The organism is Methanobrevibacter sp., from assembly GCF_017410345.1.
GTDB lineage: Archaea > Methanobacteriota > Methanobacteria > Methanobacteriales > Methanobacteriaceae > Methanobrevibacter.
On record NZ_JAFQQZ010000009.1, the window covers coordinates 18,107 to 31,133 of the forward strand.

Sequence of the window (13,027 nt, forward strand, 5' to 3'; positions counted from 1 at the left end):
ATTATTCATCCTCCTTTAAGCCTAACCAAGTAACTTCTTTTACTGGATTTTTAGTTAATTCTACAGCCTCCTCAATGTATTCAGGAATAACGTCTCTTCCACCTAATCCTAAAATGAAGCCATAGGTCTCTTTGTGACATTTGGTTTTCAAGTCTGCGAAAAGAGCTCCGCCAATACCGAATGAGAAGTTCTTGTCAAGTACAGCCAATTTATCTGCGTTTTTGACGATTTCATCAATTTCCTCGAATGGGAATGGCCTGTAGGATCTTATTCTCAAGAGACCTACCTTTTCGCCTTTTTCTCTTAATTGGTCAACCACATGTCTTACTGTACTTGCCATTGAACCCATACAGACTAAAATGATTTCTGCATCATCACAAAGGTAGCTTTCAGTCAATCCGTAGCTTCTTCCGAATTTCTCACCGAATTCCGCACCTACTTCCTTGATTACTTCCATGGACTTGTCCATAGCAACTTGCATGTCATGTCTTGCCTCTGTGTAATATTCAGGGTCTGCAAAGTTACCTAAGGACATTGGCCTTTCAGGGTCAAGGTAAGCGAATTTAGGTACATAAGGTTCAAGGAAGGTATCAACTTCAGCTTGTTCCAATAAGTCTACAGGTTCGACGGTGTGTGTTAAGATAAATCCGTCCAAACATACCATTACAGGTAACATAACCTCTTCATGCTCTGCAATCCTATATGCTTGAAGAATAGTGTCAAATCCTTCCTGTGCATTTTCCACATAAAGTTGAATCCATCCTGCATCTCTTTGTGCGATGGAGTCTTGCTGATCGTTCCAAATGTTCAATGGAGCAGAGATTGCCCTGTTCGCATCTGCCATTACTATTGGAGCTCTCATACCTGCAGCTGCGAATAATATCTCATGCATCAACATCAATCCTTGAGATGAGGTAGCAGTGAATACTCTTACTCCTGCCTCGGAAGCTCCTAAAGTAGCACTGATTGCACTGTGTTCTGATTCCACTCTGATATACTCCGCATCCAAATCACCGTCTGCAACGAACTGTGCAAGGTATTCGGATATGGTAGTTTGAGGAGTGATAGGATAAACAGGAACAACTTGTGGTTTTGCTAACTTTACAGCTTCTGCAACTGCTCTATTTGTTGTCATAATTTCTTTTGCCATAAAATTTTCTCCACTTAAATTATTTTATAATGATAGACTTTATCTATCCAAATATCAACATAATTATTCTATTTCCATCTTAATAGCTTGAACTGGGCATTCCTCTTTACAAATACCGCAACCTTTGCAATAATCGTAATCAATGTCATGTTCCTTGTTTACGCATCCTTCTGGACAGAACATGAGACAGTTATTGCAATCTACACAAGCTTCTTTGTCAAGGATTGGCTTAAAAGTTCTCCAACTCCCTGTCTTGTTTTTACGAGTACTTCCAGGTTCACTAATTGCACATCCAATAGAAACCATCTAATCACCTTTTATAATATTAATTATACAGCCACCTAAGCCATATCATAAGCTTTTTGAGCTGCCACTGCGTTTTTCTCTCCAATTGGACCTGGGAAGGTTTCCTTAATTACTTCAAGAAGTGATTCAATACTTACTTCACCGGTCTTCTTCGCAAAGTATCCTAAAATGATGGTGTTTACAATGTTCACACCTAAAATCTCCAATGCGATGCCTGTTGCATCCACATCAAATACTTTGTAACTTTCAGATTCTACCTTTTCGTGAGTGTTTATAATAACTTCACCATTTTCCTTCAATCCAGAATAGACATCCACAACATTCAAAAGACCATCGTCAAGAACTATCACATGATCAGGGTTGTAAACCTGATATCTTAAGTTGATAGGTTCGCTGTCGATTCTGGTAAATGCCATAACAGGGGCCCCTCTTCTTTCTACACCGAAGAATGGGAACGCTTGAGAGTATTTACCATCTTTAAATGCTGCCTTTGCTAAAATTTCTGCTGCAGTTACAGCACCTTGTCCTCCACGTCCGTGGAAGCGAATTTCAATCATTGATATTTCCTCCATTCTTTAATATACCATAATTTTCAATAAAGATTGTATATACTATAACTTTTAATGTACATTGTATATAAATATGTTGATTTGTCATGATAAATTATTATAAATTATTGTGAATTTTTCATAAATTTATCATGAATTTTAATATTATCGATAAGTAAGCACAAAAAAGTCAAAAATATTAAGAAAGTTAAGAAAAATCTAAAAATTTATATTATAAGAAAATAATAAAGAAAGTAGTATAATATTCGAGAAAATAAATTTTTTAAAAATTTCAATGAAATCATTGAAAAACTTAAAATTTTCCATGGCGAATTGGATCAATACCATTATAAATAATGACAAATTATTAAAAAATATCATGATATTGATGATGGATTGGTCATGAAAAAAATCATTATAAGACTAATCGTTTTGGAGCGACAATTATGAGATTCTGTCCTAATTGCGGTAAAATGCTGATACCTGAAAACAAGAAAATCAAATGTGATTGCGGATATGAGGAAGAGATATCCGAAGAAAGCATTAGAGCGGAGTATCAGTTTGAAGGGGAAAGGAAAAAAGAGAATGAGGTTATTGTAACTGACAACAATAATGTGGCCCTGCCTACAAAAGAGATTACCTGCTACAAATGCGGAGGAACCAAAGGCTACTGGTGGACAGTCCAAACAAGATCCGCCGATGAGGCTCCAACCTATTTCATAAGATGTACCAAATGTGGAAACACCTGGAGAAGGTCTAATTAAAAAAAAGAGAATAAATAAAAATCTAAAAAAATTAGAGAATGACTAAATCTAGAAAAATAAATCAATAAAAAAAAGAAAGGATGGATGAATATTATTTTAATTCATCGACTATATAGATATCCTGAAAATCATCATCACTATTTTTATCTGAATCTATCCTTTTTAAGATTCTTTTCTTAATAGGATTTTCTGGATCTTCCGGATTGTTTACAAGAATGACCTCCTCTTCATAAAGAGGAAGTTGATCAGGATTCTCTTGAGTGATCTTATTGGAATCCCTGTTTTGAATATTATTATTTAAATTATCCTTTAGATTATCATTTTGACTGAATGAAGTGTCTATTTTTCTTGCATGAGCTTTTCTTGGCCTATGGCTGTTGATGAATTCATTTGACTTGAAATATTCATTTTCAGAGCCTATTATAATATTCAATATGACAAGTGTCAACAATACAATTACCAATAATGCAAATAACATGTCAAAGTCAGCAAATAAGACCTGAAATGCTTTGTAAGTAATATCAGATACGTCCACCAAACCTCTTAAAAGCAATAATACACCTACAATCAAAACGACAGTTCCATTACGTTTGTCGATATTGTTTGAATCGAAGTAAGGATAAGCCCCCAAAACTATTAAGCCAATACCCATCAACCTGAACAGATTATTAGCTACAGCTGATTCCAGAAAAGTAAAGATCATGTCGAATCTGTAATGCAAAGCGGAAAGGAGGAATATCAATTCTATGATTCCAATCACAACCAATGGGAATATATAGACAATCTCATTGGCCAATTTAGGTTTTCTTATGGAACCTTCCTCAATCTTCTCTTCAGAGTATCCTGAAAGCAATTGATAGAGGAATGAACTTAATACAGATCCTATGATGGTACCGGAAACACCTAAAACTGAGGTGAACAATGCCACAGTTCCGGAAATGAATGCCGCCATCATAACGTTAAAATGCTTAACCAAACTATCACCCAATCAATTCAAATTAATCTTATAAATTCATAAAAATTCATTTCAACTGCAAATAAAATATACACTTTATCCTATTTAAATTCATTGATTATTAAATAATATCAAATGATTATCAAATTCGCAGCTTATGAAAAATAAGAAAAAATAATCCTCTGATTATAAAAAAACTTAAAAATTAGTGTTTAAGGTATGATACCTTTATTTAAGTATTATACCTTAATGACTAATTTTAAAAAAAAAACAACTTTCGTTGAAAAAAAAAATAAAAAAACTAATTAATCCTTTTTGGACCAATTAGAAAAAAGAGCCTTAGGGGGGATTCGAACCCCCGACTTCTACCTTACCAAGGTAGCGCTCTACCGGCTGAGCCACTAAGGCGGGAAATCTGATAAAATAATTAAGAAAAAGTGCAAGGGAAGGGATTCGAACCCTCGTAGGTCTACACCAAAGGATCTTAAGTCCTTCCCCTTTGGCCGCTCGGGAACCCTTGCATAATAATTACAACAATATTATTTTAAACTTTATTATATATAAAGGTTGTGGATATGGGAAAATTTGATGAAAAAATTTAAAATAAAAATCAAAATAAAGCATTTTAAGGGAAAATCCATTAGAAAAACATCGAAATTTTACAAAATTATATAAAGATAAAATATTATAATTTAAAATAGTATTAATTAAATGATCTTATTAACCAAGTAAATTTTAATAACTGATAAAATTCACAAAAAATATAGTTTTATGAGGCGATATATTGATAGTAATTGATTTAGATGAATGCGGAGTTTGTGAAAAATGCATTCCTGTCTGTCCAAAGGACTTGATTGAGAAAAAAGGATACACCATGATCATCAAGGATGGTTGTGATGATTGTGGAATATGCCTTGATATGTGTCCTTTAGGAGCTATTTACGAAGAATAATCTCAATATATATTAAAACTGGGTTAAAGCATGAAAAAACCAAGATTCTTAAGTAAAATTACAATAATCGACTTATTGATAATAATCTGCATTATAGGCGCTGCCGGATTTGCCATCTACCATATGGCTGATGATGACTCATCAAATGCCTCTGCCACTTCTTTCGATTATTCAACCAATGCCAAAATACTTGAAACCTATTTGAACTATTATCAAAATGGCAATAAGGTAACAAGCACAATAGCTGGAAGGGATTCAAGCACTGGAGAAAAGATTGAACTGAGTGGAGATGTCTTGTGGCTTGGAGAGAGTGAAAAGGAAAAGGTAAACGTTCTGATTGACAATGACGGCAGGGAATTGCTTGCCGGATTCTATAAGGATGTGCCTAATGCAGACATATTCATCGATTCAATAAGCCTGGAATCAAATGGAGATACCTACAATAACATTAAGGACATTGAATTTGCTCCAAAGGAAATAACTAATATTAATGATTTGGCAAGTGAAATCCCTAATGGAACCCAGTATGAAATAAGCACAAGCATTGCCATAGACAACCTGGATAGCGTGAAATATCAGAAACTGTTGAATGCCTTATACAATAATAAGAAGCCTTGCATTGTCTTAAAAGATGGCCAAACCGATGCCCTTGAAATCAATAGGGCAAATGAAACCGATTTGAAAACAGCAAGTAAAATATTGGGAGATTTCAATGGCCAAACAGGTCCAATAAAAATCAGGACTTACAATTAGAATAATGATCAACTAATAAAAAATTTAAACTAAAATACTAATTAAAACAATAAAGTGAAAATATGAGCTTGATATATTCTATAACTAGCACAATAACTAGAAATATAGAAGATATGCTAAGAAACTCATTCTTATTCACAATTATCTTCAAAATATTTGAATTTATTGAAAATGAATGGGTCAACAGCTATTTCAAGAGCTTATATCCTGGTGAAAACTTTTTATCCATCTTTAAAAAAAGCAGGATAATGAAAGAGGAAATATTTTCACCACTTATTGTTTTAGTTACATTCACTCTTTTTCTGCTTCTTGCAACTGACCCCGTTTCAAGGGATTTGCAGATTGTCATACTAATTGCATTTATTTCTTTTTTTATTGGATCAATCATTTTTCCAAGATTCATTTTAAACAATCAGAGCAATGACAATAGTGAAAAGAATAAAAACAATCAGATTCCACTATTCAATACAAAGGACATCCATTCAATCGGATTCTGCCTCACATTGATTGGAATCATATTCCTGTTTATTAGCATTGCATCTGTTGGAGGATTGCCAATACTCAAATCCTCCTTAAGATACTCCCTTAAGCCTATGTTTACAATGCCTGTATTTTTAGTTATTCCTGGTATAGGCTTAATCGCATCACATTACTTGAATCAGTTCAAAAGGGGCAAAATCAACAGAAGCCAAGTAAGATTCAGATTCCTGATTCTGACAGCCATTGGAATGATAACCGTTCTCACACTTGAATACAGGACTCCTATCATTGCAATCCTGCTTATGATGATCATAATCGCTTACTGTGGAGAGATATTATCAGTTTGGGAAGTGATTATAGGTGCATTCATTGGAGTATGTGCAATAATGGGAATTGGCTACTTGAGATCACTGAATGAACTTGCAATCAGTTCAAACACAAGCATGTTCTCAACTTTAGAGCATAGGGCAAACTTTACAATGCATGTATTGAACCTATTGAATCAAATTTCAGGGAACTTTGGAATTCTCCATGGAAAGATGATAGCAAGCTCAATGCCAGGAAGCGATCTTGGACCTAGAATGCTGGTTGGCAAATTGATAGCCTGGAGAACCGAAGTGACTGTTACCCCTACCCTATTGGGCCAAATGATTGTAGACTTTGGAAAGCTTGGGGTTGCTTTAGAGATGTGCTTGCTCGGATTCATATTGGGAACTGGATATAAAATAATCAAAGTCACTAAAGACTCATTTTACATTGCAATATATAGCTTAATATTGACTTATACCATTTTAGGAGTGGAAACCGGAATATTGGACATACCTGTCTTATCATACTTCTTTGTAATATCCTTCATCTATTTAGCAGCTATTCTAAAGGATAAAGGGATTAGAATCTATTAAAAAGAAAGAAGGAATCAATAGAAAAAATACTATTTTTAGAAAATTTAAAAAACAATTTTGTACTTATTTTAAAAAAATGAAAAAAAAAGAAAATAAAATTCATAGCAAAGCTATGAACCAATTTTGGAGATTGAGATAAATAATAAGTGATATTATTTACCAAGTGGAGTATAATCTTCATTTAGTTGGACCCTGAGTATACAATTTAAATAGAGCGATTATATGCAGAAGAAAATGATGTGTGTTTTATGTAAAACTCATTAACTAAATACATTAATAATAAATTCTAAATTCAAGAGATTTGGATAATATGATTAACTAATACTATGTACAATTTACTTGAATTTTAGAACTTATCATTAATAAGATTATTACAGATTTTTATTCAATAAACAATAAAATTTAGGTATACCTAAACTTATTGTTAATTATAGATTTGTCTTCATAGTATATAAATGTTTCTAAATTTTTAGGTTTACCTAAAAAATTATGTGTAAAAAAATTGATCATTTAAAAAACATATCGAATGTTTGAAAAAATAGAAAACAGATCTTTAATAGAAAAGCTACAGAGAAAAATAGAAAAATTGACATTTAATAGAAAGCTGCTCTAGAAAAAATAATAATAATTAAAAAAATAAGAGGCAGTACATAGCAAACCTGGGATATGAGAATACTATGTACTTATTTGGAGATTGCAAATAACATTAAAGTTATTTTAAAATGGTTCTTTTATAATCAAAAACGTTCCTTATCAATTCCAAGAATTTCTTTTAAAAGAAGCAGTGAGCGAAACTGCAGAAGAAAATGATGTGTTTGAAATTCTTTTAAGTCAATAATGATCTAAAGAAAGGGAGGAAGTTATTTGAAGTCAAATAGGAAAACTTTAGATCATTATTAACCGAACTAATAAACAACATAATTTAAGATTTTTTCAAGAAAAACAATAAAATTTAGGTGTGCCTAAATTTATTGCTAATTATAGATTTGTCTTTATGATATATAAATGTTTCTAAATTTTTAGGTATACCTAAATTTTTTTATTTTGATGAATAAAAAACTATAGCATATAGATAAAAATAGTTAAAAATGTTAAAGAATAATTTAGAAAAACTATAAAGATAAGGAAATTCCAAAGTAACCTAAATGATTGGAATAGAACAATACAATCAATTCCAAAACGATTATGATTCCAATTATGGCAGCCAAAAAGATATACTCATGCTTACCGATGATTGTCTTTGCATGATACAAGTTGGAATTGTCTGAAAAGCATCTGCTTGCCATACTTAAATAGATGGTCTCTCCCTTTTCATATGCCTTCAAGAACATCATTGCTATACTATATCCCACTTGCTTTACTCTCCACTTATATGGGATGTCCTTATTGAATGGATCAAAGTTTCTTGATGTCATTGATTGACGAATGTCCCTCAATTCATCCACAAAGATAAAGAGGAACCTTACCATAATTGTCAAAATCATAGCGAGATCTCTTGGCATTCCAAGCTTTCTGAATGACTGCACCACTTCCTGCATAGGTGAGGTAGATGAAAGGATTACAATAGCTGTCAGACAGACAATCAACCTAGCAAATAAAAGAACCGTCCAATTTAAACCGGTATCTGTAATGAAGAGCCATGAATAAGGACCCTGCCAGATAATATTTCCCGGGTGTATGAATGGCTGGAATGCTATTACAAAACCACCGAATGGCAAGAGAAGAAGCACTCTCTTAAAGCTGTCCTTAAAGGACAATTCCGCCAAGAACATGACAATCAATAAAAAGCATTCAAGTACGATAGGAACTATCAATCTATCTGAAAAAACAGTAAAAAGAATGATGAGTAAAATGGCAACAAGCTTGACCCTACCTTCCAGATTATGGATTATTGAATCCTGTGAAGAGATGTATTCCAATGTTCTAACTTCTTCAATTGCCATAATATCCCATAAAAATAATCTTTAAAAAAAAATATTCAATAAATATAATTTCGAAATCAAAATATAAAAATTTATTTAAAAGTAAAATAGAAAAAGAGGTGAATCTCAGATAATAATTATAAGAATAATTAATATCCAAGATTTGTTTTTTCTAATTTTAAAATCCAATAGGATTTCAATTTTAACTAATCACTAAAATTAGTCTTTTTTCAATGCATAACCTATACCTAAACCAACTATCAGTGTTATTATTCCTCCGAATAACAATACTGCGATTTCACCTAATTTGTCTAAAGGCTCATAGGTATAGTCTGGGAATGGTGATTCGATAACTGCGGATTCCACATCTTCACCAACTGCTGCGTCTTCAGCAGATTTTTCCAATCCGTCCGGATCGCCAGATGCAATGTAAGGGGATAATACTGCTAATGCAAGACAGAATATAATCCCTACTACGATTAAATATTTATCTTGTTGACTTAATTCCATATTTTCACCCTCTATTCTCTGTTCCATGCCAGTAGGTCTGGTCTGAATTTTTCAAGAGCATAAAGAACAATTACAGTTAATACTCCTTCAATTATACCAATGAATGCATGGTATAGTGCCATGGAAGCAACTCCAACAGTCAATGGGAAAGTTCCTGCAATAGCCATTTCAATAGCTGCCACGACTGCTGCAACCAAGGTTGCTAGCCATGCTGCTACAAATGCGGAAGGATATTTACCAATCATGTCTTTTAATGCCTTAAAGGTGTAAAGACCAACGAATCCTCCAACAATAGCCATGTTAAATACGTTTGCACCTAAAGCAGTAATACCACCGTCTCCGAAGAACAAAGCTTGGATAAGTAATACTGCAGTAAATACAAGAACTGCTGCTTCAGGAGCCATAAATACGATAGCGACTAATGCTCCACCGACCATATGTCCACTGGTACCAAATGGAATTGGCATGTTCATGGACATAATTGCAAAGATACCTGCAGCTAATACTGCAAGTAATGGTATACGTTTTTCATCAAGATTTGCTTTGGCCCATTTTCCTGCAAAGTACAATGCAATGATCAAGATTACATAGTAGATTGCACATTGCCAAAGAGGTATAAAACCATCAGGTATATGCATATTATTTTTCCTCCAATTTAATTTGATAATAAATCACACTATAAAAGCTTACTTTCCAAGACCATCATTAAAAATCATCCATAAAAATTAACTTTTATATCATAAAGTAATACAAAGTAATACTTTATGAAAATTCAATGCAAAACTCTTAACGATTTATATATAAAAAGTAATACTTTTCTAATATAATTCATTGCGAACGTAATACTTCAGTAATACTTTTATTGAAAATATTTTTTCCAATAGTATTACATTGAAGCAGAATATGTCCTTTATTTGTTAAATAAACCGAATAAAACACTCCTTACCCTAATTTACAACAAATAAACAATAATATTTATATATAAAGCATTTATAAATGTTTGTTTTGTATTACTAAAGAGCAAAAATAAGATAGAAAAGTAATACTTTTTTTAAAGTAATAAAATATTAAAACTTTTTATTAATTGTTTATTTTATTTAAAAATCAAGTACACTTGATAAATATGATAAACAAACAAATTCCATTGATTAATATAAAATCAAAATAAGAACAAAGCACCATATTAAAAAATATTATGAAATAAATTCTTATTTTTAAAAATAAGAATAATGAATAAATTAAACTATAAAAATTTTTAGAAAAAAGAAGAATAATCCTTTAAAATAGTATTTAAATAAGTAATGAATTTTATTTAGAAAAATAGGAAATTATATGATTTTTATTTAGTTATAAATATTAATAAATATTTATTTTTTAAAACTAAATTTATTTAAGTATTTATTGTTTAAAACAAGTGTTCTAATCAATATTTTAAAAAATATCATTAAATCATTGATTTAATGGATTTGATTTTATTTTGAAGTTTTGATATATAATCAAATTCCTTTTCATAAGCGAGTGAATTTCCATATCCACATCTCGGACAGATTGCCTTATTGCATCCTTTGCATTGACCGCAACTGCCACAGGATCCTCCGTGCATAGGATCAAATTCATATCCGCACATTCTACATTGCATGATCTCACCTTAAATTAATAAAAAAAATAATTATTGATTTTATATGACTTTTCAAAAAGAAAAAATTTCAATTGCTTTTCAAAAAGAAAAAAATAAAAAATTAGAATTGGTTTAACCCAATCCTAATCCAAGTCCCACCATATAGACTATGAAGGACACTACATATGCAGTAATTAAAGTAACTGCAGACATTATCAATGGATATTTCCATCCGCCGGTTTCCTGTTTGATTGCCCCAAGGGCTGCAAAACAAGGTATGTACAATAGTACGAATACCATGAATACATAAGCTGTAAGCGGAGTGAATATTCCATGCATTGCAGCGGCGATTCCGGCTCCCTCCTCGGCCACACCAAAGAGCGAACTGAAGGTACCGACTACAACCTCCTTAGCGACAAGACCGAATGCCAATGCCACTGCAGGTTGCCATTCGCCGAATCCTAAAGGAGCAAATACCGGTGCGATTACAGTACCTATTTGACCGATTGCACTTTCTTGAGATCCATATTCCACTCCTGCAGGGAAGTAACTTAACATCCAAATTATAATGGTTGCTACAAGAATGATGGTACCTGCCTTTTTGATGAATCCCCATGATTTTTCAAGGGTGTGCATCAAGATACCTCTGATTGTAGGCAATTTGTAGTCAGGAAGTTCCATTACAAATGGAGCAGACATTTCCTTGAATGTGGTTTTTCTTAAAATGAAAGCAACAATTACTGCCACAATGATTCCAAGTAAGTATAAAGACAATATTACAAGACTTTGATTAGCAGCGAAAAATGCGCCTACCAACAATAAGTATACCGGCATTCTTGCGGAACAGGACATGAAAGGCACAATCAACATGGTGATCAATCTGTCCTTTTCATTCTCCATGGTTCTGGTTGCCATGATACCAGGTACACCACAACCGAATCCTAAAAGCATAGGAATGAATGCCTTACCATGCAACCCAACGAATTTATGCATGAGCTTGTCCATAACGAATGCTGCCCTTGCCAAGTATCCGCAATCTTCAAGGAAACTGATGATGAGGAACAATAGAATAATTTGAGGCAAGAAGACCAATACTCCACCAACCCCTCCTATGAGTCCATCAACAAGGAAGGAGGAAAGCATTGTCTCTCCAAGGGAACCTATTACAAAGTCCCCAAGTATTCCAAAGAATTCATCAATCAAGTCTTGGAAAGGTGCTCCAAATGTAAATACGATCTGGAACATTGCATACATTATGAGAATGAATATAGGGAAACCCAATATTCTGTTTGTAACAATTTTATCAATCTTTTCACTTATGGACACTTTCAAGTGGTCCGGCTTTGTGAGGGATTCCTTTAATAATCCGTCAATAAACGCATATCTTGCATTTGCTATGACCTCTTCACTGCCTTCACCGAAAATGCCTTGCAAGTGGTCTTTGACCTTTTTTGTTTCAGCTTGAATATTGTTTCTTTTTGAAGATCCTTCAATTTTCTCTTCCACAATCTCATCGTTCTCAAGCAACTTGATTGCAATCCAAGATGAAGGAACATCAAGTAAGTTCTTATCTTCTTCTATTACAGCCTGAAGCTCAACAATATGCTCTTTAAGTTCGTTATTGTAAACTAACCTTTCAGTAGTATTTGCTGGGTTTTGAGCTGCCTGTTCAATGGTTCTAAGCAGTTCTTCCTTACCTGTATCACTATTTGCCTCAATTTCAACTACAGGAACTCCCAACAATTCGGAAAGCTTGTTTGCATCAATGGTATATCCCTTATCCTGAGCATACTTGTTCATGTTTAAGGCCACTACCAAATTAGCTCCGAGTTCCATCATTTGAACGGTCAAATACAAGTTTCTCTCAATGTTTGCTGCATCAATGATGTTTACAATCACATCAGAGTCTTCATCCACGATAAAGTCCCTTGATACAATCTCTTCCATTGAATGAGCACTTAATGCATAGTTACCAGGTAAATCCACTACTTCAACCTCATTGCCATTATGCTTATAATGGCCGATTGCTTGTGCTACGGTCTTACCAGGCCAATTACCTACATGTTGGTTCAAACCAGTCAATGTATTGAATAAAGTGGTTTTTCCTACATTAGGATTGCCTGCTAAACCTATTTTTAGATTTGCCATATTTTTTACCTTTTAAAAA

14 protein-coding genes and 2 tRNA genes are annotated in these 13,027 nt (G+C 33.1%); 5 read left to right on the forward strand and 11 right to left on the reverse strand.

Translation table 11 applies throughout. The features are described from left to right. Position 1 precedes the first annotated feature (1 nt). From porA to IJE13_RS01070, 3 genes are all read right to left on the reverse strand, one after another. The gene (gene porA / locus IJE13_RS01060) at positions 2–1,150 is read right to left on the reverse strand and encodes a pyruvate synthase subunit PorA (RefSeq protein WP_292776031.1); all 1,149 of its coding nucleotides are present in this window, start codon (positions 1,148–1,150) and stop codon (positions 2–4) included. Positions 1,151–1,213: 63 nt separating this feature from the next. Then, positions 1,214–1,456, reverse strand: coding sequence for a pyruvate synthase subunit PorD (gene porD / locus IJE13_RS01065; protein WP_292776034.1), 243 nt, complete (start codon positions 1,454–1,456; stop codon positions 1,214–1,216). 35 nt (positions 1,457–1,491) lie between these two features. Continuing rightward, a complete protein-coding gene (locus tag IJE13_RS01070) occupies positions 1,492–2,013 on the reverse strand; it encodes a pyruvate ferredoxin oxidoreductase subunit gamma (protein WP_292776036.1) in 522 nt (173 codons plus the stop codon). A gap of 437 nt (positions 2,014–2,450) precedes the next feature. On the opposite strand from IJE13_RS01070, the gene IJE13_RS01075 reads away from it, so the two are divergent. Continuing rightward, on the forward strand, positions 2,451–2,768 hold the full coding sequence (locus IJE13_RS01075) for a transcription factor S (protein ID WP_292776038.1): 318 nt from the start codon (positions 2,451–2,453) through the stop codon (positions 2,766–2,768). Between the two features lie 91 nt (positions 2,769–2,859). On the opposite strand, the gene IJE13_RS01080 is transcribed toward IJE13_RS01075, so the two are convergent. From IJE13_RS01080 to IJE13_RS01090, 3 genes are all read right to left on the reverse strand, one after another. Then, a complete protein-coding gene (locus tag IJE13_RS01080) occupies positions 2,860–3,744 on the reverse strand; it encodes a hypothetical protein (protein ID WP_292776040.1) in 885 nt (294 codons plus the stop codon). 314 nt (positions 3,745–4,058) lie between these two features. Next, a tRNA-Thr gene (locus IJE13_RS01085) sits at positions 4,059–4,131 on the reverse strand. Positions 4,132–4,161: 30 nt separating this feature from the next. Continuing rightward, a tRNA-Leu gene (locus IJE13_RS01090) sits at positions 4,162–4,244 on the reverse strand. Positions 4,245–4,510: 266 nt separating this feature from the next. Between IJE13_RS01090 and IJE13_RS01095 the strand changes: the two genes are divergently transcribed. The 4 genes from IJE13_RS01095 (at position 4,511) to IJE13_RS01110 (ending at position 7,620) form a co-directional block, all read left to right on the forward strand. Beyond that, a complete protein-coding gene (locus IJE13_RS01095) occupies positions 4,511–4,675 on the forward strand; it encodes a 4Fe-4S binding protein (protein ID WP_366514840.1) in 165 nt (54 codons plus the stop codon). A gap of 30 nt (positions 4,676–4,705) precedes the next feature. Further along, the gene (locus IJE13_RS01100; protein WP_292776044.1) at positions 4,706–5,428 is read left to right on the forward strand and encodes an adhesin; all 723 of its coding nucleotides are present in this window, start codon (positions 4,706–4,708) and stop codon (positions 5,426–5,428) included. A gap of 62 nt (positions 5,429–5,490) precedes the next feature. Further along, a complete protein-coding gene (locus IJE13_RS01105; RefSeq protein WP_292776046.1) occupies positions 5,491–6,810 on the forward strand; it encodes an oligosaccharide repeat unit polymerase family protein in 1,320 nt (439 codons plus the stop codon). Positions 6,811–7,476: 666 nt separating this feature from the next. Then, on the forward strand, positions 7,477–7,620 hold the full coding sequence (locus IJE13_RS01110; RefSeq protein WP_292776049.1) for a hypothetical protein: 144 nt from the start codon (positions 7,477–7,479) through the stop codon (positions 7,618–7,620). A gap of 302 nt (positions 7,621–7,922) precedes the next feature. Here IJE13_RS01110 and cbiQ read toward each other — a convergent pair whose 3' ends face one another. From cbiQ to feoB, 5 genes are all read right to left on the reverse strand, one after another. Next, on the reverse strand, positions 7,923–8,753 hold the full coding sequence (gene cbiQ / locus IJE13_RS01115) for a cobalt ECF transporter T component CbiQ (RefSeq protein ID WP_292776051.1): 831 nt from the start codon (positions 8,751–8,753) through the stop codon (positions 7,923–7,925). Between the two features lie 198 nt (positions 8,754–8,951). Continuing rightward, on the reverse strand, positions 8,952–9,242 hold the full coding sequence (locus tag IJE13_RS01120; protein WP_292776052.1) for a PDGLE domain-containing protein: 291 nt from the start codon (positions 9,240–9,242) through the stop codon (positions 8,952–8,954). Between the two features lie 11 nt (positions 9,243–9,253). Next, positions 9,254–9,880, reverse strand: a complete 627-nt coding sequence (cbiM, locus tag IJE13_RS01125) for a cobalt transporter CbiM (protein WP_292776055.1) — start codon at positions 9,878–9,880, stop codon at positions 9,254–9,256. An 806-nt stretch (positions 9,881–10,686) separates the two neighbouring features. Beyond that, entirely contained in the window at positions 10,687–10,881 is a 195-nt protein-coding gene (locus IJE13_RS01130; protein ID WP_292776058.1) for a hypothetical protein, read from the reverse strand. A 111-nt stretch (positions 10,882–10,992) separates the two neighbouring features. Further along, entirely contained in the window at positions 10,993–13,008 is a 2,016-nt protein-coding gene (feoB, locus tag IJE13_RS01135; RefSeq protein ID WP_292776061.1) for a ferrous iron transport protein B, read from the reverse strand. Between the last annotated feature and the right edge of the window lie 19 nt (positions 13,009–13,027).

What these genes read in the sequence shown, in the direction of transcription:
- porA (WP_292776031.1), bottom strand. Translation starts at nt 1,150, where the DNA reads ATGGCAAAAGAAATTATGACAACAAATAGAGCAGTTGCAGAAGCTGTA.
- porD (WP_292776034.1), bottom strand. Translation starts at nt 1,456, where the DNA reads ATGGTTTCTATTGGATGTGCAATTAGTGAACCTGGAAGTACTCGTAAA.
- IJE13_RS01070 (WP_292776036.1), bottom strand. Translation starts at nt 2,013, where the DNA reads ATGATTGAAATTCGCTTCCACGGACGTGGAGGACAAGGTGCTGTAACT.
- IJE13_RS01075 (WP_292776038.1), top strand. Translation starts at nt 2,451, where the DNA reads ATGAGATTCTGTCCTAATTGCGGTAAAATGCTGATACCTGAAAACAAG.
- IJE13_RS01100 (WP_292776044.1), top strand. Translation starts at nt 4,706, where the DNA reads ATGAAAAAACCAAGATTCTTAAGTAAAATTACAATAATCGACTTATTG.
- IJE13_RS01105 (WP_292776046.1), top strand. Translation starts at nt 5,491, where the DNA reads ATGAGCTTGATATATTCTATAACTAGCACAATAACTAGAAATATAGAA.
- IJE13_RS01110 (WP_292776049.1), top strand. Translation starts at nt 7,477, where the DNA reads ATGAGAATACTATGTACTTATTTGGAGATTGCAAATAACATTAAAGTT.
- cbiQ (WP_292776051.1), bottom strand. Translation starts at nt 8,753, where the DNA reads ATGGCAATTGAAGAAGTTAGAACATTGGAATACATCTCTTCACAGGAT.
- IJE13_RS01120 (WP_292776052.1), bottom strand. Translation starts at nt 9,242, where the DNA reads ATGGAATTAAGTCAACAAGATAAATATTTAATCGTAGTAGGGATTATA.
- cbiM (WP_292776055.1), bottom strand. Translation starts at nt 9,880, where the DNA reads ATGCATATACCTGATGGTTTTATACCTCTTTGGCAATGTGCAATCTAC.
- IJE13_RS01130 (WP_292776058.1), bottom strand. Translation starts at nt 10,881, where the DNA reads ATGCAATGTAGAATGTGCGGATATGAATTTGATCCTATGCACGGAGGA.
- feoB (WP_292776061.1), bottom strand. Translation starts at nt 13,008, where the DNA reads ATGGCAAATCTAAAAATAGGTTTAGCAGGCAATCCTAATGTAGGAAAA.